This window comes from Serratia sp. X10, assembly GCF_017811775.1.
In the GTDB taxonomy this organism is placed as follows: Bacteria; Pseudomonadota; Gammaproteobacteria; order Enterobacterales; family Enterobacteriaceae; genus Serratia; species Serratia ureilytica.
The window spans coordinates 971,010-989,871 of sequence record NZ_JAEIOH010000001.1 but is presented as its reverse complement, the minus strand read 5'-3'; the positions used below and the strand labels follow the sequence as shown (position 1 = coordinate 989,871).

17 protein-coding genes are annotated in these 18,862 nt (G+C 61.9%); 9 read left to right on the top strand and 8 right to left on the bottom strand.

Annotated features, from left to right (window positions below; all coding sequences use genetic code 11):
* Positions 1-61: 61 nt before the first annotated feature.
* Both J9788_RS04865 and J9788_RS04860 read left to right on the top strand, forming a co-directional pair.
* Complete coding sequence (locus J9788_RS04865; protein ID WP_021503752.1) at positions 62-781, top strand: glucosamine-6-phosphate deaminase; 720 nt, start codon at positions 62-64, stop codon at positions 779-781.
* Between the two features lie 118 nt (positions 782-899).
* Complete coding sequence (locus J9788_RS04860; RefSeq protein ID WP_089194796.1) at positions 900-1,220, top strand: cupin domain-containing protein; 321 nt, start codon at positions 900-902, stop codon at positions 1,218-1,220.
* Here J9788_RS04860 and J9788_RS04855 read toward each other — a convergent pair.
* Positions 1,199-2,356, bottom strand: coding sequence for an alpha/beta fold hydrolase (locus J9788_RS04855; protein WP_209333052.1), 1,158 nt, complete (start codon positions 2,354-2,356; stop codon positions 1,199-1,201). The genes J9788_RS04860 and J9788_RS04855 overlap by 22 nt on opposite strands.
* Before the next feature lie 64 nt (positions 2,357-2,420).
* Here J9788_RS04855 and J9788_RS04850 point away from each other — a divergent pair, with 64 nt between their 5' ends.
* Entirely contained in the window at positions 2,421-3,326 is a 906-nt protein-coding gene (locus J9788_RS04850) for a LysR family transcriptional regulator (protein WP_182264411.1), read from the top strand.
* 20 nt (positions 3,327-3,346) lie between these two features.
* Here the strand turns inward: J9788_RS04850 and J9788_RS04845 are convergent, their stop codons facing one another.
* Entirely contained in the window at positions 3,347-3,940 is a 594-nt protein-coding gene (locus tag J9788_RS04845) for a TetR/AcrR family transcriptional regulator (RefSeq protein WP_182264412.1), read from the bottom strand.
* A gap of 140 nt (positions 3,941-4,080) precedes the next feature.
* On the opposite strand from J9788_RS04845, the gene J9788_RS04840 reads away from it, so the two are divergent.
* The 3 genes from J9788_RS04840 to J9788_RS04830 are packed head-to-tail and all read left to right on the top strand — an operon-like array spanning position 4,081 to position 6,948.
* Positions 4,081-5,136 carry a sugar phosphate isomerase/epimerase gene (locus J9788_RS04840; RefSeq protein WP_182264413.1) on the top strand — a complete coding sequence of 352 codons (1,056 nt, stop codon included), beginning with the start codon at positions 4,081-4,083 and terminating at the stop codon, positions 5,134-5,136.
* 26 nt (positions 5,137-5,162) lie between these two features.
* Entirely contained in the window at positions 5,163-6,056 is an 894-nt protein-coding gene (locus tag J9788_RS04835; protein WP_182264414.1) for an alpha/beta fold hydrolase, read from the top strand.
* Positions 6,046-6,948 carry an alpha/beta hydrolase gene (locus J9788_RS04830; protein WP_046898286.1) on the top strand — a complete coding sequence of 301 codons (903 nt, stop codon included), beginning with the start codon at positions 6,046-6,048 and terminating at the stop codon, positions 6,946-6,948. Before J9788_RS04835 ends, J9788_RS04830 begins: the two co-directional genes overlap by 11 nt.
* A 48-nt stretch (positions 6,949-6,996) precedes the next feature.
* Here J9788_RS04830 and J9788_RS04825 read toward each other — a convergent pair whose 3' ends face one another.
* On the bottom strand, positions 6,997-8,430 hold the full coding sequence (locus J9788_RS04825; RefSeq protein ID WP_042784596.1) for an NAD-dependent succinate-semialdehyde dehydrogenase: 1,434 nt from the start codon (positions 8,428-8,430) through the stop codon (positions 6,997-6,999).
* A 196-nt stretch (positions 8,431-8,626) separates the two neighbouring features.
* On the opposite strand from J9788_RS04825, the gene J9788_RS04820 reads away from it, so the two are divergent.
* Both J9788_RS04820 and J9788_RS04815 read left to right on the top strand, forming a co-directional pair.
* The gene (locus tag J9788_RS04820) at positions 8,627-9,454 is read left to right on the top strand and encodes an AraC family transcriptional regulator (protein WP_182264415.1); all 828 of its coding nucleotides are present in this window, start codon (positions 8,627-8,629) and stop codon (positions 9,452-9,454) included.
* Positions 9,455-9,552: 98 nt separating this feature from the next.
* Positions 9,553-10,521: a DMT family transporter gene (locus tag J9788_RS04815; protein ID WP_046898288.1), complete on the top strand. Its 969-nt coding sequence runs from the start codon at positions 9,553-9,555 to the stop codon at positions 10,519-10,521.
* A gap of 27 nt (positions 10,522-10,548) precedes the next feature.
* Here the strand turns inward: J9788_RS04815 and fusA are convergent, their stop codons facing one another.
* Together fusA and J9788_RS04805 are read right to left on the bottom strand one after the other, a co-directional pair.
* The gene (gene fusA, locus J9788_RS04810; RefSeq protein WP_033650331.1) at positions 10,549-12,654 is read right to left on the bottom strand and encodes an elongation factor G; all 2,106 of its coding nucleotides are present in this window, start codon (positions 12,652-12,654) and stop codon (positions 10,549-10,551) included.
* Positions 12,655-12,902: 248 nt separating this feature from the next.
* Positions 12,903-13,151, bottom strand: coding sequence for a DUF883 family protein (locus tag J9788_RS04805; protein WP_004938127.1), 249 nt, complete (start codon positions 13,149-13,151; stop codon positions 12,903-12,905).
* A 221-nt stretch (positions 13,152-13,372) separates the two neighbouring features.
* Between J9788_RS04805 and J9788_RS04800 the strand changes: the two genes are divergently transcribed.
* Positions 13,373-14,869, top strand: coding sequence for an alpha/beta hydrolase (locus J9788_RS04800; protein ID WP_182264416.1), 1,497 nt, complete (start codon positions 13,373-13,375; stop codon positions 14,867-14,869).
* Positions 14,870-14,915: 46 nt separating this feature from the next.
* Here J9788_RS04800 and J9788_RS04795 read toward each other — a convergent pair whose 3' ends face one another.
* From J9788_RS04795 to J9788_RS04785, 3 genes are read right to left on the bottom strand one after another with little or no spacing between them, the layout of a single operon-like run.
* Entirely contained in the window at positions 14,916-15,953 is a 1,038-nt protein-coding gene (locus J9788_RS04795; protein ID WP_047026070.1) for an ABC transporter ATP-binding protein, read from the bottom strand.
* Positions 15,950-17,533 carry an iron ABC transporter permease gene (locus J9788_RS04790; protein ID WP_047575116.1) on the bottom strand — a complete coding sequence of 528 codons (1,584 nt, stop codon included), beginning with the start codon at positions 17,531-17,533 and terminating at the stop codon, positions 15,950-15,952. The genes J9788_RS04795 and J9788_RS04790 overlap by 4 nt, the downstream gene beginning before the upstream one ends.
* A gap of 33 nt (positions 17,534-17,566) precedes the next feature.
* On the bottom strand, positions 17,567-18,583 hold the full coding sequence (locus tag J9788_RS04785; RefSeq protein ID WP_182264417.1) for an iron ABC transporter substrate-binding protein: 1,017 nt from the start codon (positions 18,581-18,583) through the stop codon (positions 17,567-17,569).
* Positions 18,584-18,862 lie beyond the last annotated feature (279 nt).

Genomic DNA, 18,862 nt, shown 5'->3' with positions numbered 1-18,862 from the left:
CCCGGCATCAAACATGGCCGGACGGGCGGTTAGGTTTTTTTTTTGCAAAAAGGAGAAGGGAATGAAACTTGTCGTCGCTAATGACTACCAGGAAATGAGTGAGCTGGCCGCCAGCCTGTTGTTGAGTTACATGCTGCGCCCGCAGCGCGTCAATCTGGCTATCACCGCCGGCTCGACGCCTAAACGGATGTATGAGTTGTTGGCTCCGCGCGTCAAGGGCCACGCGGAATTCGCCAACGCGCATTACTATAATTTCGATGAAATTCCTTACGCCGGCCGATCGGGCTATGGCGTCACCATGGAGAATCTGCACCGTATGTTCTTCGGCCCGGCGGCGATCCCCGAGCGGCAACTGCACGTCTTGAATTCGGACAACTACCTGCAGCACGATCGGCGTATCGCCGAGGATGGCGGGCTGGATGCGATCGTGATGGGCGTCGGGGCGGACGGGCATTTCTGCGGCAATCTGCCGGGCACCACCGCCTTCGAAGACCGCACCTGTCGGGTGCCGGTTTCCGCCAGGCCGGATATGGCGGACATTTTGCTCAAAGAGGTGGGCGGCCGCACTGAATGGCTGCCCGATCATTACGTCACCCTGGGGCCTGCAAGCGTGATGGCCGCCAAAAAGCTGGTGCTGCTCGTCAACGGTTCGCACAAAGCGGACATTTTGCGGCGCATTGTCAGCGGGCCGGTGGAGAGCGGGGTGCCCGCCAGCATTTTGATGCTGCATCCGGACCTGTTGATTATCGCCGATCGGGAGGCCGCGGCGCTGCTGCCTTAAGCGTTCATCCGGCGCGTCTCGCCTCAGAACCAACGGTCATAACCTGCAACCAAAGCGTCTTTCCCTGCGGCGCAGAATCAGGCTAGAGTGCGTTTTTTCATGCACCTGGGGGATTCCGATGCTGTTCGATTTAAACCAGCAGGCGGCCGAACTGCCTGAGGCCTGGCGCTCTGCCGTGCTGGGCCGCGTCGGTGCGGCCAATATCAAAGTGCTGCGCATGGACGCGCGCAGCATTGCGGATGAAGTGCATGATTACAGCGAAGGGTTGCTGGTGATCAGCGGCCACCTGCGGCTGCAGGTGGCGGGGGAAGAAGTGGTGGTGCGAGCCGGTCAGCTGTATCAGGCCGCGGCCGGCGTGCCGCACCGCGTGTTGCCGGGCAGCGAAGGCACGCTGGTGATTGTCGATTTGCCGGAAGATCAAGTGCCGTCGTTGGGCTGAGGCTGCGCCAGAAATCTGACAACGCCCTGGAGAAAGCGTTGTCTGCCGGCGTTATCTCTATCGAGATGGACAAAATGTGTCGCTTCAGGAATGACCAGCTTTTCGGCTGAAGGGGCATCTTTCATGATGGCGTCAACATCCTCGGGCCGGCTCCAGAAATCCCGCTCCGAGCGAACAACCAATACGGGAACGGTGGTTAAGGCGGTTGCCGACCACTGTTTTCTGCCCATCGCCAGTTCAAAGCTGTCAGCCATTGCACCGGTCGGTGCGCGGAAGCTGTGTGGCGTTCTGCGCTGCGAGGTGTTGTCCGATGCCAGTGCGGCATCACCGTAAGCGCGTTTAACTGTTTCATCACGCCACTGTGTTTTATCCGCCACGGGAATGCTGTTATCCCAGGCGACAAACAGACTGTCTCGCGTGTTGAGGCTCCAGCCGCCAAATTTGGCGGCGTTGAAGTGCCCGTGATTTTGAGGATCGTCCAGCGGCGATCCCTGGCCCAGCAGCGGGTGGTGAGCGGTTCCGCCATAAAGCGTGTTATAGAGCACCAGCCGTTCCACATTCTGTGGATATTGGGCTGCATAAGCGCCCGCCCAGTGTCCTCCCGTCGCCCATCCCAGGATATTAATGCGGGGCGCTCGACTCCATGCCTGAATAGCCTGCACGGCGCGATCGATATCGGTTATGGCGTCCGCAGTGCGGATCAACGGCGCTGACTGGTTAGGAGGGCTGTCCATCGCGGCCGGCCGGCTGGATAACCCGTATCCCCGCAGATCGAGGATATATACCCGAAAACCGGCTAATGCCAGATCTGCAGCCAAAGAGCCGCCCTTGACGGGCAAATCAAAAGAGGCCAGGCCGGGAACCCGTGCGCCATGAATCAGCAGTACAGGTTTGCCCTCAGATTTCAGGCTGACTTCCCTGACGTGCAGTTGCTCTCCGCCCGCAAGCAAAATGTATCTGTCTGTTCGATTTACCGGTGTGGGGATTTCATTTTCTTTTGATGCAGCCAGCGTTGACGACGCTGACATGATAAGGAGGGCTAGCAACGTATTTAGATTTCGATAAGTCAGTGACAACGATCTGAGTATGTTCATTGTTATTTCTGCTCCACGAATATATACAGGAAGCATCTTCATGTGCTCCCCTTTATGTGTCTAATACTATTGTGGCGCTTTCTTAATACATTTAAGGTATCACGATATGCTTACTCTGCGTCAGCTCCGCCAATTTCTTGTGGTTGCGGAAACAATGAATGTCCGGAAAGCGGCCGAGCGTTTGCATATGGCTCAACCCCCGCTGACAAAAGCGATCCGTCAAATGGAAGAGGTTTTGGGCACCCGGCTTTTTGAGCGAACCAATCGAATAACGGCATTGACTCCCGCAGGGGCAGTGTTGCAGAAGGAAGCGGTTACGACGCTCATGCAGATGGAACGGTCGATGTTACTGACACGACGCGCCGGCCGGGGAATGACGGGGGCTTTGCGCATCGGTTTTGTCGCTTCCGCCGTCAGACATCTGCTTCCCGAAATGGTCGCTCGTTTTCACTTTTCCTGTCCGCAGGTTGTTCTTGAATTGAAAGAAATGACGACGGCGCGACAGGTTGTGAGCCTTTTGGAAGACACGCTTGATATTGGCATTGCGGTTTTACCTGTTCCTGAATACGCCATACCGAAACTGTCTTGCCATCCATTTTTTAGCTGCCCGCTGATTGCCGTTTTGCCGAGTAAACATCCTGCCGGAACAAGCGGCGTTCTTTCGCTTTCTGCCCTGGCCAGGGAGCCGTGGGTATTGTTTCCTGAGCAAGAAGGGCCAGGTCTCTATCGCGCTATCATTGAGGCCTGCGAAAAGGCAGGATTTGCTCCTGAGGTTGTTCAGCGAGCCGTGCAGATGGAAACGATAGTCGGCCTTGTTGCTTCGGGATTAGGAGTTAGCCTGGTCCCTGAATTCATGCAAAAAAGCGGCTGGGCAAACGTTTCTTTTTGTCGGCTTAGTGGAGAACAGATCCCGTATCAGGTTGCTTTGATTCATAAGCCGGAAAATACTAATCCTCACGTCGCAGATTTTGTCACAAACGCGGTTCCTTCACCGCCATTCGTGCCCACATAGAAGGCGCGCCTGAGGATCGATCAAACACGGCTATCCAAAGCCGTAAGCGCCACCGTGACCGCGGCCAACAACCGCGCTTGCGTGACGCCGTCACGCGCCTGAATCGACAGGCCGTGCAGGAAGACGGCGAAATAGTCACCCAGGCTGTCGGCGTCGGTGTCGGCCGGCAATTCGCCGGTTTGCACCGCCTGCCGCAGCCGTTCGACGATCTGCTGCGTGCGCTGCAGCCGATGCTCTGCCAGCCAGGCTTTTAGCCCGTCGTTTTCTGCGCTGACGCTGGCGGCGGCGGAGACCACCATGCAGCCTTGCGGCAGATCGGACCGACTATAGAGCCGTACGGCGTCTTCCAGCAGGCGTTTGATCGCCGGCCGAATGCCGCTTTCCTGCGCGAAGGCGCGATCGGCAAAGCCGCCTTCTGCGGTTTCGTAACTGGCGATCGCCTCGCGGAACAGCTGCTCTTTGGAGCCGAACGCTTTGTAGATGCGTGCGGAAGCGATGCCCAACTCCGCCACCAGATCCGACATCGAAGTGCCTTCGTAACCTTGCCGCCAGAATAAGTTTCGCGCCTTCAATAGCGCCTGTTCGCGATCGAACTCGCGCGGTCTGCCTGCCATTCGCTGCTCCAATTTACCTGCCATTCAGCGACATAGGATCGCTTAAATCGGCGGGAATACCAATGCCTTTATAAATTTCGCTTGCGGTCGCCGCGCTTTGCTCCTATTGTTTGTCAATCGACAACCAATAGGAGTTTACGATGAAAACCCTCAAAGGTCCAAGCCTGCATCTCGCGCAATTCAGCGATGACGCGGCGCCGTTCAACAGCTTGCCCGCCATTGCCGAGTGGGCGGCGCGGACCGGTTTTACCGCCTTGCAGATCCCCGCCTGGGATCGGCGTTTATTCGACGTGGCCACCGCTGCGGAAAGCCAAAGCTACTGCGACGATTTGACCGGCATGTTGGCGGAGCAGGGGTTGGTGGTCAGCGAACTGACCAGCCATATCTTCGGCCAGCTGATGGCGGTGCACCCGGCTTACGATGCGCTGTGCGACAGCTTTGCGCCGCCGGCGCTACAGGGCGATCCCAAGGCCCGCGGCGAGTGGGCGCTGCAGCAAATGCTTTTGGCGGTGAAGGCGTCGGCGCGGCTGGGGCTCAGCGAACTGGGCACCTTTTCCGGTTCGCTGGCCTGGCCCTATCTGTTCCCGTTCCCGCAGCGCCCGGCCGGGCTGATCGACACCGCGTTCGGCGAGCTGGCCAAACGCTGGCTGCCGGTGCTCGATGCCTGCGAGGAGCAGGGCATCAATCTGTGTTATGAAATTCACCCGAGTGAAGATCTGCATGACGGCGTGACCTACGAGATGTTTCTGGAACGCGTCGGCCACCACCCACGTTGCCGGGTGCTGTTCGATCCGAGCCACATGGTGTTGCAACAGCTGAACTATCTGGAGTTTATCGATGTTTATAAGGACGTTATCGGCATGTTCCACGTCAAGGACGCCGAGTTCAATCCGACCGGTCGGCAGGGCATTTACGGCGGCTATCAATCCTGGACCGATCGCGCCGGCCGCTTCCGCTCGCTGGGCGACGGCCAGGTCGATTTCAACGGCATTTTCTCCCGTTTGACGCAGTATGGCTATCAGGGCTGGGCGACGCTGGAGTGGGAATGCTGCCTGAAAAATCCACAGGACGGCGCTCGCGAAGGCGCGGCCTTCATTCGCGATCGCATTATCCGTGTCACCGACAAAGTGTTTGATGACTTCGCCGGTGCGCCGGTCAATCCTCAGCAGATCAATGCGCTGCTCGGCATTCGCTGAGCCTGACCCCACAGGGAGTTAACCCCATGAAACACAGTCAAAACGAGATCCTGTTGCAGGATCTCGCGGCGGAACACGTCTATACCCAGGTCAACGGCCGGCGCCTTCACTGCGTGGTGGCCGGCGAAGGGCGGCCGGTGCTGCTGATCCCCGGCTGGCCGCAAACCTGGTACACCTGGCGTTATGTGATGCGCGCCCTGGCGGCGGCCGGTTTTCAGGCGATCGCCGTCGATCCGCCGGGCATCGGCGACTCTGACAAGCCCGCTGGCGGCTACGACACCGGCAACATCGGTGCGGCGTTGCACGCGATGATGGCGCAGCTGGGCCATCAACGTTACCAACTGGTCGGCCACGACATCGGCATGTGGATCGGTTATGCCATGGCGAGCGATTTCCCGCAGGCGGTGGAGCGTCTGGTGCTGACGGAGGCGGTGATCCCCGGGCTGGCGCCGCCGCCGCCGATTTTCGTCGCGCCGGAGGAGAATATCTTCCTGTGGCATTTCATGTTCAACCAATTGGCGGATTTGCCGGAGACCCTGACCCAGGGGCGCGAGCGGGAGTATCTTGGCTATATCTTCAACCGCTGGTCTTATCGGCGCGATCGGGTGGCGGCTGAGGTCTATATCGCCGCCTATTCGGCGCCGGGCGGCCTGCGCGCCGGATTCGACTATTACCGGGCGATCCCGGAGACCGTTCGCCAGAACCGGCTGCGCGCCGCCACGCCGTTGACGATGCCGGTGTTGACGGTGGGAGCGGAGCACGCCACCGGCGACGCGCCGCTGACGACGCTACGGGGCAATGCGCGCGATCTGCGGGGCGAAACGGTCGCCGGCTGCGGCCATTTCATCACCGAGGAGTGTCATGAGGCGTTTATCGCGCTGATTACGCCGTTCCTGGCGGGAGAGCAACATGCCGCTTGATGAACGCATCGCCGCCTTTCTGGCGGCGTCGGCCGACGCGCCGCCACCCGCTTCGTTGGCGGACATGCGGGCGGCCACGGAAAGCGGTTTGCGTCTGCTGCAGGGCGCACCGCAACCGAGCGGCGGCGTCAGGGATTTTACGCTGGTCGCCACCGATGGGCACCGGATTGCGCTGCGCGCCTATCTACCGGCGGGGGAAAGGCGCGCTGCCGCACAACCGGCGATGCTGTTCGCCCACGGCGGCGGCTGGTGCCTCGGTTCGCTGTCGCTGTATGACCAGCCCTGTCAGGCGCTGGCTAACGCCACCGCTCGGGTTATCCTGTCGGTCGAATATCGACTGGCGCCGGAGTTTCCTTTTCCACAGCCGCTGGAAGATGTCTATCAGGCGCTCTGTTGGGTGGCGCAACAGGCGCCGCAGTTAGGGATTGACGCTGACCGTCTGGCGGTGGGTGGCGACAGCGCCGGAGGCAATCTGGCGGCGGCGGTCGCGCTGTTGGCGCGGGATCGCGGCGGCCCGCACATTGAACGTCAACTGCTGCTGTACCCGGCGCTCAGCCGCGAAATGGCGACGAAGAGCTATCGCGAATTCGCCGAGGGGCATTTTTTGACGCGCGACGCGATGGTGTTTTGTTGGCAGCAGTACCTGGCCCAGCGACGCGATCCGAGCGCCGAGCCGCTGCACGCCGCCACGCTGCGCGGATTGCCGCCGGCCACTATCCTGAGCTGCGAATATGATCCGCTGCGCGATGAGGCCGAACTGTATGCGCAGCGGCTGCGTGAGGCGGGTGTGGCGGTACGCTGTGAACGGTTGCCGGGCATGGTGCATGCCTGCATTCACATGTTGGGGCTGACCCCGGCGGCGCGGCGCCTGTTCGAGCTGGCCGGTGAGTAAAAAAAAGCCCCGCATTGCGGGGCTTCTGGCTATTCATCCGAGGTGCGATTAACGGCCGGCGACGGTGACAAAGCGCGTTTCCAGGTAGGATTCGATCGCTTCGCTGCCGCCTTCGGTGCCGTGGCCGGAGTCCTTCACGCCGCCAAACGGCGTTTCCGGCAGGCCGAAACCGATGTGGTTGATGCTCAGCATGCCGCTCTCCACGTCGCGCCCCAGCGCATTGACGGTGGCGATGTTGCGGCTGTAGGCGTACGCGGCCAGCCCGTACGGCAGGCGGTTGGCTTCGGCGATCGCCTCGTCGTAGGTGGCGAACGGGCGCAGCAGGGCGACCGGGCCAAACGGCTCTTCCGACATGGCGCGCGCGCTCAGCGGCACGTCGCGCAGCACCGTCGGCTCGAAGAAGTTGCCTTTGCCCGCCACGCGTTTGCCGCCGGTGCTGGCCTTCGCCCCGTGGGCGATAGCGTCCTGCACCAGCGCCTCGATATTGTCGACGCTGCGGCCCAGCACCATCGGCCCCATCGTCACGCCGTCTTCCAGCCCGTTGCCGAGCTTGAGTTCACGCACCGCGGCGGTGAATTTCTCCACGAAGGCTTCATAAACGCCTTGCTGGATCAGGAAGCGGGTCGGGGCGATACAGACCTGGCCGGCGTTGCGGAACTTGGATTGCGCCAGCTCTTTGGCCGCCGCGTCGAGATCGGCGTCGTCGAAGATCAGCACCGGCGCGTGGCCGCCCAGCTCCATGGTGGCCTTTTTCATATGCTGGCCGGCCAGCGCAGCCAGATGCTTGCCCACGCGGGTGGAGCCGGTGAAGGAGATCTTGCGAATGGTCGGATGCGGGATCAGGTATTCCGAGATTTCCGCCGGGGTGCCGTACACCAGCGCGATCACCCCGGCCGGAATGCCGGCGTCGGCGAAGGCTTTGATCAGCTCAGCCGGTGAGGCCGGCGTTTCTTCCGGACCTTTGACGATGATTGAACAACCCGCCGCCAGCGCGGCGGACAGCTTGCGCACGATCTGGTTGATCGGGAAGTTCCACGGCGTGAAGGCGGCCACCGGGCCGACCGGCAGTTTCAGGGTTTGCTGCTGCACGTCGCGAGCGCGGGACGGAATAATCTGCCCGTAGGTGCGGGTGGCTTCGCCGGCGAACCAGTCGATCACGTCGGCGGCGTTGAGAATTTCGATTTTGGCCTGCGCCACCGGCTTACCCTGTTCCTGCGTCATGATGGCGGCGATGGCGTCGGCGCGTTCGCGCAGCAGCGCAGCGGCTTTGCGCATCAGGTTGGCGCGCTGGTGTGCGGCGGTGTTTCGCCAAACGTTAAACCCGCGTTCGGTGGCGGCCAGCGCCAGATCGAGATCCTCTGCGGCGGCGTGCGCCACTTGACCGATGATCTCGTCGGTAGCGGGGTTGGAGACCGGCAGGGTTTTTCCGGCCAGCGCGCTGCGCCATTGTCCATCGATATACAGTTGAGTATCCGGATACATTGTTGCCTCTTGTTTGCGGAGTGTCAGGGGCCGATGAGCTTCGCGATGCGGCCCGTCTGAAAGGGACAGGGACCTTAACCCTACGCCGAATGGCGCCGATCGTCCAGGCGAGGGGCACGAAAGGACCAGGGCGGCTACTCAACCGGCGATGTTTTGGCTATGCTGAGCAGATTGTCAGCACGGATGAGGAGGTCGGGTGCAAGGGGTTCCACAACAGTTTTCGTTCGAGAAGGACTGCGCGCAGTTCCGGCATTTGTCGCATCTGCCCGGCGTCGAACTCTATCAGGCGCATATCGAACGCTATGCCTTCGAGCCGCATACCCACGACGCCTTCGCCATCGGCACCGTGGACACCGGGGCCGAGCGTTTTCGCTATCGCGGGGCGCAGCACCTGGCGGCGCCGGGCGCGCTGGTGCTGATGAATCCTGACGAGCTGCATACCGGCGAAGCCGAAACGCCGGGCGGTTGGTGTTATCGCATGCTCTATCTGGCCCCCGAGGCGCTGGAGCAGCTGTCCGGCGATCGGAGCCAGTGGTTCACCGATGCGGTGCGCCACGATCCGCGGGCGGCGCAGCGCCTGTCCGCCATTCTCGCCGCGCTGTGGCAAACCGACGATCCGCTTACGCTCGACGGCCTGCTGTTGGAAGCGGTGGCGTTGCTGCAACCGCACATCCGCACAGGGCGCCGGGAGAAAGCCGAGGCGGCGCACCGTTTCGAGGTGGTGAAAAGCTACCTGCACGATAACTTCGCCGAGGCCATAACGCTCAACCAACTGGCCGAGCTGGTATCGCTCAGCCCGTACCATTTCCTGCGCAAGTTTAAGGCCGAATATCACGTCTCGCCGCAGCAGATGCTGATGGCGATCCGGCTGTCGCAGGCCAAACGCATGCTGGAGCGCGGCATGCCCGCCGCACAGGTGGCGGCGGCGGCGGGGCTGACCGATCAGGCGCACCTGACGCGCGCCTTCGCCAACCGTTACGGCGTCACGCCAGTGCGTTTCCAGAAACAGGTGAAATTGGGCTAAAACAGCAACCTGCTACAATAATTCCTCCCCGCGTTTTCGTTACTCTGCCGCTGTCTTGTCGGGCGGGTTGGCCGCACCGGCCGTTTGTCGGAGTCGTTATGTTCATTGGCGTTGTGTTTGCCCTGGCCGCCGGGCTGATGTGGGGATTGATTTTCGTCGGTCCGTTGCTGGTACCGGACTATCCCGCTGCGCTGCAGTCCACCGGGCGCTATCTGGCCTTCGGGCTGATCGCCTTGCCGCTGGCGTGGTTCGATCGCCGCCGCCTGCGCAAGCTGCGGCGCCAGGATTGGTGGGAAGCGCTCAAGCTGACGGCTATCGGCAATCTGCTGTACTACCTGTGCCTGGCCAGCGCCATTCAGCGTACCGGTGCGCCGGTGTCGACCATGATCATCGGCACCTTGCCGGTAGTGATCGCCATTTGCGCCAATCTGTTTTACGGCCGGCACGACGGGCGCCTGGCCTGGGGCAAACTGGCGCCGGCGCTGCTGTTGATCGTCGGTGGATTGGCGTGCGTGAACGTCGCCGAGCTGCGCGGCAATGCGGTGCCGATCGACGGCTGGCGCTATCTCAGCGGTCTTGGGCTGGCCGTGTTGGCGGTGGCGTGCTGGACCTGGTTCCCGCTGCGCAATTCACGCTGGCTGCGGGAGAATCCGACGCAGCGTCCGGCCACCTGGGCCACGGCCCAAGGGCTGGTGACGCTGCCGCTGGCGCTGCTGGGCTATCTGGCGGTCTGCGGTCAGTTGGCGCTGAGCGAGCCGGCGTTCGCCTTGCCGTTCGGCCCGCGCCCTGAGGTGTTTATCCCGCTGATGCTGATCATCGGCGTGTTCTGTTCCTGGCTGGGGGCGCTGTGCTGGAACGAAGCCAGCCAGCGGCTGCCGACGGTGTTGGTGGGGCCGCTCATCGTGTTCGAAATTCTGGCGGGGCTGGCGTATACCTTTCTGTTGCGCCAGACCTGGCCGCCGCTGCTGACGCTGGCGGGCATCGTCTGTCTGATCGCCGGCGTGGTGTACGCCATGCGCATCAAACCGCAGCCCGTGGTGGTGGCGCTGGAGGACAAGCCGAGGTGACGCCCGCCGTGGCGGCGGGCGTGAGGGTTAACGCTTGCTGTGGTGAATGATTTCTTCAGCCACGTTGCGCGGCGCTTCGGCGTAGTGGCTGAATTCCATGGTGTAGGTGGCGCGGCCCTGTGACATCGAACGCAGGGTGGTCGAGTAGCCGAACATCTCGGACAGCGGCACCTTGGCGCGAATTTCCTTGCCGCCGCCGCCCGGGATCTCTTCCATGCCCTGCACCAGACCGCGGCGTGAGGAGAGATCGCCCATCACGTTGCCGGCGTAATCTTCCGGCGTTTCCACTTCCACCGACATGATCGGCTCAAGGATCACCGGATCCGCCAGGCGGCAAGCGTCCTTGAAGCCGAAGATCGCCGCCATGCGGAACGCCTGTTCCGACGAGTCGACGTCATGGTAAGACCCGAAGGTCAGGTGCACCTTGACGTCCACCACCTGATAACCGGCCAGCACGCCGTTATTCAGCGCCTCGAGCACGCCTTTTTTCACCGCCGGGATAAACTCGCCGGGAATGACGCCGCCCTTGATCTCATCGAAGAACTCGAAGCCTTTGCCGGGTTCGTTCGGCTCGACGGTCAGCACCACGTGGCCGTATTGCCCTTTACCGCCGGACTGGCGCACGAACTTGCCTTCCACGTCGGCCACCCGTTTGCGGATGGTTTCGCGGTACGACACCTGCGGCTTGCCGGTGGTGGTCTCCACCCCGAACTCACGGCGCATGCGATCGACGATAATCTCCAGGTGCAGCTCGCCCATGCCGTAGATAATGGTCTGGCCGGATTCTTCATCGGTGCGCACCCGGAACGACGGATCTTCCGAAGAGAGGCGCTGCAGCGCGATGCCCATTTTCTCCTGGTCGCCCTTGGTTTTAGGCTCGATCGCCTGGGCGATCACCGGCTCGGGGAAGGTCATGCGCTCCAGCGTGATGATGGCGCCGGGATCGCACAGCGTATCGCCGGTGGTGACATCCTTCAGGCCGACGCAGGCGGCGATGTCGCCGGCGTGCAGCTCGTCGATGTCCTTACGATCGTTGGCATGCATTTGCACGATGCGGCCGATGCGCTCCTTTTTGCCCTTGATTGGGTTATAAACGCTGCTGCCTTTGGCCAGCACCCCGGAATAGACGCGCACGAAGGTGAGTTGGCCGACGAACGGGTCGGTCATCAGCTTAAACGCCAGCGCCGAGAATTTTTCGTTGTCGTCGGCTTTGCGAGTGATGATTTCATCGTGTTCGCCGTGGCCCTCCATCGGCGGCACGTCGAGCGGCGAGGGCATCAGCTCGATCACCGCGTCCAGCATGCGCTGCACGCCTTTGTTGCGGAACGCCGATCCGCACAGCATCGGCTGGATTTCGCCGGCGACGGTGCGCACCCGCAGCCCGTGAACGATCTCCTCTTCGCTCAGCGGTACCTGATTGAGGTATTTCTCCATCAGTTCTTCCGACGCTTCGGCGGCCGCCTCAATCATGTTTTCACGCCACTCCTGCGCCGATTCGCGCAGGTCGGCCGGGATTTCTTCGAAACTGAAGTTCATGCCCTGCGAGGCTTCGTCCCACAGAATGGCTTTCATCCGCACCAGATCCACCACGCCGCTGAAGCGGTCTTCGGCGCCGATAGGAATAACGATCGGCACCGGGTTGGCTTTGAGGCGCTCGATCATCATTTTGCGCACGCGGAAAAAATCCGCGCCGATGCGGTCCATCTTGTTGACGAACGCCAGCCGCGGCACTTTGTATTTGTTGGCCTGGCGCCAGACGGTTTCCGACTGCGGCTGCACGCCGCCCACCGAGTCATAGACCATGACGGCGCCGTCCAGCACGCGCATCGATCGCTCCACTTCAATGGTGAAATCGACGTGCCCGGGAGTGTCGATGATATTGATGCGGTGCTGCGGATAATTATGCTGCATGCCGTTCCAGAAGCAGGTGGTGGCCGCCGAGGTGATGGTGATGCCGCGCTCTTGTTCCTGCGCCATCCAGTCCATGGTCGCCGCGCCGTCATGCACTTCGCCCAGCTTGTGGCTGACCCCGGTGTAAAACAGAATCCGCTCGGTGGTGGTGGTCTTGCCGGCATCGATATGCGCGGAGATGCCGATATTGCGGTAACGTTCGATAGGGGTGGTGCGAGCCATAATCAACCTTTCTTAGCCGCGTGAAAGAGAGCGGCTTAAACAGCATGGATAATGATGATAATCCTCATAGGGTTATCCGCCGGATCGCAGAGCCTTGCTCTGGTCACAAACTAATCGTAGTTGAAGGCGTTGGTTTTTTTAAGCGATGGTTATGATAGATGAAAATTTGCACGCACAACGGCGCCGGCGCAGAAAAGGGCGAAAAAAAGGCCCGTAACGGGCCTATTGTCGTAGGGCGCATTCGCCGCTTATTTGCGTCCCAGCAGGAAGCCGAAAACGATGCCGACTGCCGCCGCAACGGCCACGCCGGCCAGCGGGTTGGCTTCCACCTGCGTTCTTACGCTGTCCGCTGCGTCACGGGCGGCATAGCTGGCCTGGGAGGCGTACTTGCGCGCCGCGCCGCGCACCTGATGCTCCGGCGAATCGACGGCTTTACCGAACGCTTCTTCTACCGCGCCTGCGGCTTCATTGGCTTTGTCTTCCGCTTTACCAAACATGCTGCTCTCCTGTTCCTTGTGGGTTAACGAACTCTAAGCCTAGCAGGTGAACGGCGTTTTTTGCAGCATTCTGTGCGTTATAAGATCAATCCGAGCAAAGAAAAGTCTTTCCATACGCACGGCGTCGGCTTCACCCGCGCGTTTTTTTATGTTCTATTGGCTAGCGGTTTAACCGAATATCGTTACCCTTTGACCGATTCGTTGAGTTGAAAGGACTCCCCATGTCAGTACTGCGTATTCTGGCGCTGCTCGCCGCGACCGCCGCCGCGTTGCCCGCCCAGGCCAAACCTGCGGCTCACGGCGCGGCGCCCGAGAACGGCGTTCGTTGGCAATCTTGTCTCAACAGCGGCTTTCAGCGTTGGTTCGATGAAGCGCCGCCGGCGGGGCTGCGCTGCGGCTACCTAGACGTGCCGTTGGCTTACGCCACGCCTCCCGCCCATTCGGCGCAGGCGGGGGAACCGACTGTGCGTCTGGCGCTGACCCTGCTGCCCGCGACCGGGCCGAAAAAGGGCAGCGTCGTGGTGATCAGCGGCGGGCCGGGCCTGCCGGGGATCAATCCTTATCTCGGCAACGACGCCCACGTCGCCAAACTGCGTAAATCCTACGACATCATCGGTTACGATCCGCGCGGCGTCGGTCAATCGACGCCGAAAATTTCCTGCCAGCTGGCCGAAGGCGACGAAACCCCGACGCCGGACGACAACGACGTGGCCGGTGCGGAGAATCAGACGCGCACCCTGATCGCCGCCTGCATCAAACAGACCGGCGCGGACGTGCTGCAACATATCGGCACCGACGAGGCGGTCAACGATCTGAACGCGATCCGCCATGCGCTGGGCGAACCGGGGCTGACGGCGGTGGCATATTCTTACGGCACCAAGGTGGCGGCGCTGTATGCCGAACGTTTTCCGAAGAAAACGCGCGCGCTGGTGCTGGACGGGGTGGTGGATCTGGCGGAGGACGATTTCACCCAGCGCATGAATCAGGAGCGAGGCTTCCAGCAAAGTTTCCTGCGTTTCGCCGCCTATTGCGGAAAAACCGACAGCTGCCAGCTTGGCGGCGGCGCCAATCAGGCGCTTCAGCGTTATCACGCTTTGCTGCGCAAGCTGCATGAGCAGCCGTTCGTCACTGCGGCGGGCTATGAAATCTCCGCCGACGATGTGCTGACGGTGACGCGTTCGCTGCTGTTGTGGCCGGAGCGCTGGCATGAACTGGCCACCTTACTGCGCCAGCTCGATGCCGGCATCGCCGGGCAACAGGTTGCCGATCTGATCGACGAAAGCTATTCTCCGGATGCCGATGATGCCCTGAACGTCATCACCTGCGCCGACGTCGCCAACCCAACGGCCGATCCGCAGCTGTTGCGCAGGCAGCGGCAGGAGATCAATACCGCCGCTTTATATGCCCACTATCTGCCGCTGCACGAGTATCCGCTGGAAATGTGCGATCTGTGGCCGTACCGCGGCAAAGATCGGCCGCACATGCCGGTGGCGTCCGCCGCGCTGCCGCCGCTGCTGTTCGTCGCCCAGCGCTACGATCCAACCACGCCGTACCGTAATGCTCAGGTGATGGCCTCGGCCTTTAAAAGCCCGCTGATCACCCGCGAACGCGACGGACATACGTTGGCGCTGAACGGCATCGACAGCTGCGTCGACGAAAGCGTGGTGGAGTATCTGCTGGCGCCGAAAAAGCCGCGCCGCGACAAGGTTTGCCGCTGAGGAAGCCGGGCGTTGGCCCGGCCTTCAAGCCTTGCTCCCCACACTCTCAGCCGGTGAAAATATGCGCTTGCCCCATCACGTTGAGACTGACCTGCGCCCCGGGCCGCAGGCCTTCGCGGCTGACGGTTTTGATCTCGAGCTGCGCGCCGTCGGCGGCCATTTGCAGATTGAGGGTGGAGACGAAGCCGGCGAAATCGATGCCGGTGATCACCGCCTGACCGCGCTGCGTCGGATCGGACAAACCGATTTGAATCTGCTCCGGACGCAGCATGATGCGCGCCGAACCGCTGCGTTGGCGATCGTCGACGGCGATGCGCCCCAATGCGCAGTCGGCCCAGCCGTGCGCCAGCTCGGCGGTCAGCACCAGCGTTTCGCCAAGGAAACTGGCGGTCGGTTCATCGACCGGGCGCAGATATAGATCCTGCGGCGCGCCCACCTGCGCCAGCCGACCGTTGCGCATGACCGCCACCTGATCGGCGAACGACAGCGCCTCGCTCTGATCGTGGGTGACCAGGATCGACGCGACTTTGGCCTCCGTCAGGAGTTCGGCCACCGCTTTGCGGGTGGCGGCGCGCAGGCCGGTATCCAGCGCCGAGAACGGCTCATCCAGCAACATCAGCCGCGGTTGCTGTGACAAGGCGCGCGCCAATGCGACCCGCTGTTGCTGTCCGCCGGACAGCTCGTGCGGCCACAGGGCGGCCAGGCGACGATCCAGCGCCACCATCTCCATCAGCGCCTCGATGCGACGCTGTTTCTCGCGCTTGCTGCCTTTGAGGCCAAAACCGATGTTGCCGGCGACGGTAAAATGCGGGAACAGCGCGCCATCCTGCGGGACGAAGCCGATGCCGCGCAGGTGCGCCGGCACCCAGCCGCCGCCGTTGCCCATCGCTTGCCCCTGCAGCAGAATTTGTCCGCCGTCGGGGATTTCAAAACCGGCGATGATGCGCAGCAGGGTGGTTTTGCCGGAGCCGGAAGGGCCGACGATCGCCGTGCGGCTGCCGGCGGCAACCTGCAGGTCGATGTGTTCCAGCACCCTGATGGCATTGTAAGATTTTCCGATACCGTGCAGTTCGAGCGTGCTCATAGTCCCGCCGTACGTTTAGATTGAGAGTAAAGAAGCCAGGTGAGCGGCAGCGACAGCGCCACCATAATCAGCGCATAAGGCGCGGCGGCGACATAGTCTATCTCGCTGGTCAGCGCCCAGAAACCGGTGGCCAGCGTGCGGGTGCCGTTCGGCGCCAGCAGCAGCGTGGCGGTCAATTCATTGGCGATCGCCAGGAACACCAGCGCGGCGCCCGCGGCGGCGCCCGGTGCCGCCAGCCGCAACGTGGTGCTCCACAGCGCCTGCGCCGGCGACTTGCCCAGGCTGCGCGCCACGTTTTCCAACTCCACCGGCGCCTGCGCGATGCCGGCGCGCAGGTTGATCAACGCTCGCGGCATAAACATCAGCAGATACGCCAGCAGCAGGGTGATCTCGGTTTGGTAAATCGGCCGGAAGCTGTGAATGGTGATGGTCACCAGCGCCAGCGCCACCACGATGCCGGGCAGCGAACTGGTCACGTAGTTGCAGCCTTCCAGCACCCGGTACAGGCGGGCCGGATAGCGCACCGACAGCCAGGCCATCGGAATGGCGCACAGCGTAATCAGCAGCGCGCCAGAGGCGGACAGCGACAGCGTTTGCCACAGCGCGGGCCACAGATCGGCGTTGCGCCAGACGTCGAGGCCGCCCAACCACAGCCAGCGGACCAGGGTGATGAAAGGCACGCCCAGCGCCAGCGCGGTCAGCGCGATCGGCAGCAGCAGCGCCAGCGCGGCGAGCGGCGCTGACAGGCGACGCGGCGTTTGGCTGCGGGCGCTGCCGGAGCCGACGCGGGCATAGCGCGCGCGGCCGCGGCTTATCGCCTCAAGCAACAGTAGCCCCAGGCAGCACAGCACCAATACGCCGGCCAGCATGTTGGCCGCCGGGCCGTTGAAGGTTGACTGGAACTGATCGAAGATGGCAGTGGTGAAGGTATCGAAACGGATCATGGCGTACAGGCCGTACTCCGCCAGCAGGTGCAGCGCGATCAGCAGCGAACCGCCCCAGACCGCCAGCTTCAGCTGCGGCAACACCACGCGGAAAAACACCGCCGGCGGCCGGGAGCCGAGCGAGGTGGCGACGTCTTCGATACCGGGATCCAGACGGCGCAAGACCGCGGCGGCCGGCAGGTAGATAAACGGAAAATAGGCGAGCACCGAGATGAAAACGCCGGCGCCCAGGCCGTGCATCGACGGCACCAGACTGATCCAGGCATAGCTTTGCACAAAGGCCGGCACCGCCAGCGGTGCGGTTGCTAATACCGCCCAGAGACGGCGGCCCGGCAGCGTGGTGCGTTCGGTCAACCAGGCCAGGGCCACCCCCAGCACGGCGCAGATCGGCAGCGTCAGCACCACCAACAGCAGGGTATTCAACAGCAGTTCCGCCACGCGCGGGCGGAAAACCAGGGCTTTGACCGTTTGCCAGCCGGTTTCAAACGCCACGCCGATAACGAATCCCAGCGGCAGCAGCGCCAGCAACGACAGCAACACGGCGCAGGCCACCACGATCGGCCCCGGCCGCGGGTGACGAGGAATAGCGGAATAACGCCGCGCGGTCTGCGCGGCGTGGGTACTCAGGTTTGACATAACGATCAAAAACTCTCGGTTTGCCGGCGGGCCTTACAGCAGGCCGGCCTCGGTCATCAGTTCGACCACTTTCTTACTGTTCAACTGCGCGGCGTCTACCTTCGGCGCGTCCAGATCTTTCAACGGCACCAGTTTCGGGTTGGAGGCCGCACCGACGCCGACGGCGTATTCGAAGGCATTGTTGGTGCGCAGGATCTCCTGGCCCTGTTTGCCGGTGATCCACTTGATGAACGCCTGCGCCTGCTGCTGATGCTTGCTGGAAGCCAGCACGCCGCCGCCGGAGATGCTGACGAATGCGCCCGGATCCTGATGTTTGAAGTAATACAGCTTGATGTTTTTGCTGTTCTCGCCGGTTTTAGCGCCGTCGACGAACGGGTAGTAATGATAGATCACGCCGCTGTCGATCTGGCCGGTATTGACCGCTTTCATCACCGTGCTGTTGCCTTTATAGGCGGTAAAGTTGGTTTTCATCGCTTTCAGCCAGTCCAGCGTTGCTTTCTCGCCTTTCAGCGCCAGCAGCGCGCTGACGATCGCCTGGAAATCGGCGCCCGATGGCGAAGCAGCCCAGCGACCTTTCCATTCCGGCTTGGCCAGATCCAGCAGCGACTTCGGCAACTGCGCGTCGGTCAGCTTGGCCGGGTTATAGACGAATACGGTAGAGCGGGCGGCGATGCCGATCCACCGGCCGTGGCTTGGGCGATATTGCGGCTCTACCTGGGCCAGCGTGGCGGCGTCGAGCGGGGCGAACAGCTTGGCGTTATCCACCAACACCATCGCCGGGGAGTTTTCCGTCAGGAACACGTCGGCAGGCGAGGCGCTGCCTTCCTGCACCAGCTGATTGCCCAGTTCGCTGTCGCCGCCGTTGCGCAGCGTGACTTTGATGCCGGTGTCTTTGGTAAAACCGTCGACCCAGGATTTCACCAGATTTTCGTGCTGGGCGTTGTAAATAACGATGCCCTGGTCGGCGGGAGCCGCCTGAGCGCCGAAGGCCAGCATCATCGAGGAGGCGAGCAGGGCCACGGGGCCGAGGGATGAAATACGCAGCTTCATGCAGTTATCCTTTTTAGCGTTCGAATGAGGAAAACGAATATCGCCTGGCAAGCGCAAGCAGCCCGATTTTAGCCAAGAACATCCATAATGATAGTGAAAACGATTCGTATTAAATTATTTTTGACGATCGCTCACAAAATGAATTGCCCTAAGGATACGTTAAGCTTCGGCTGGAATAATCTGGAATGATTGCCCGCATTATTTCTCTCCCTGCTTTCAAGATGTTGGTTCGGCCATGCCGGCCCTTGCGCCCGCTCTGTTGTTTATCGCCATCCTTTA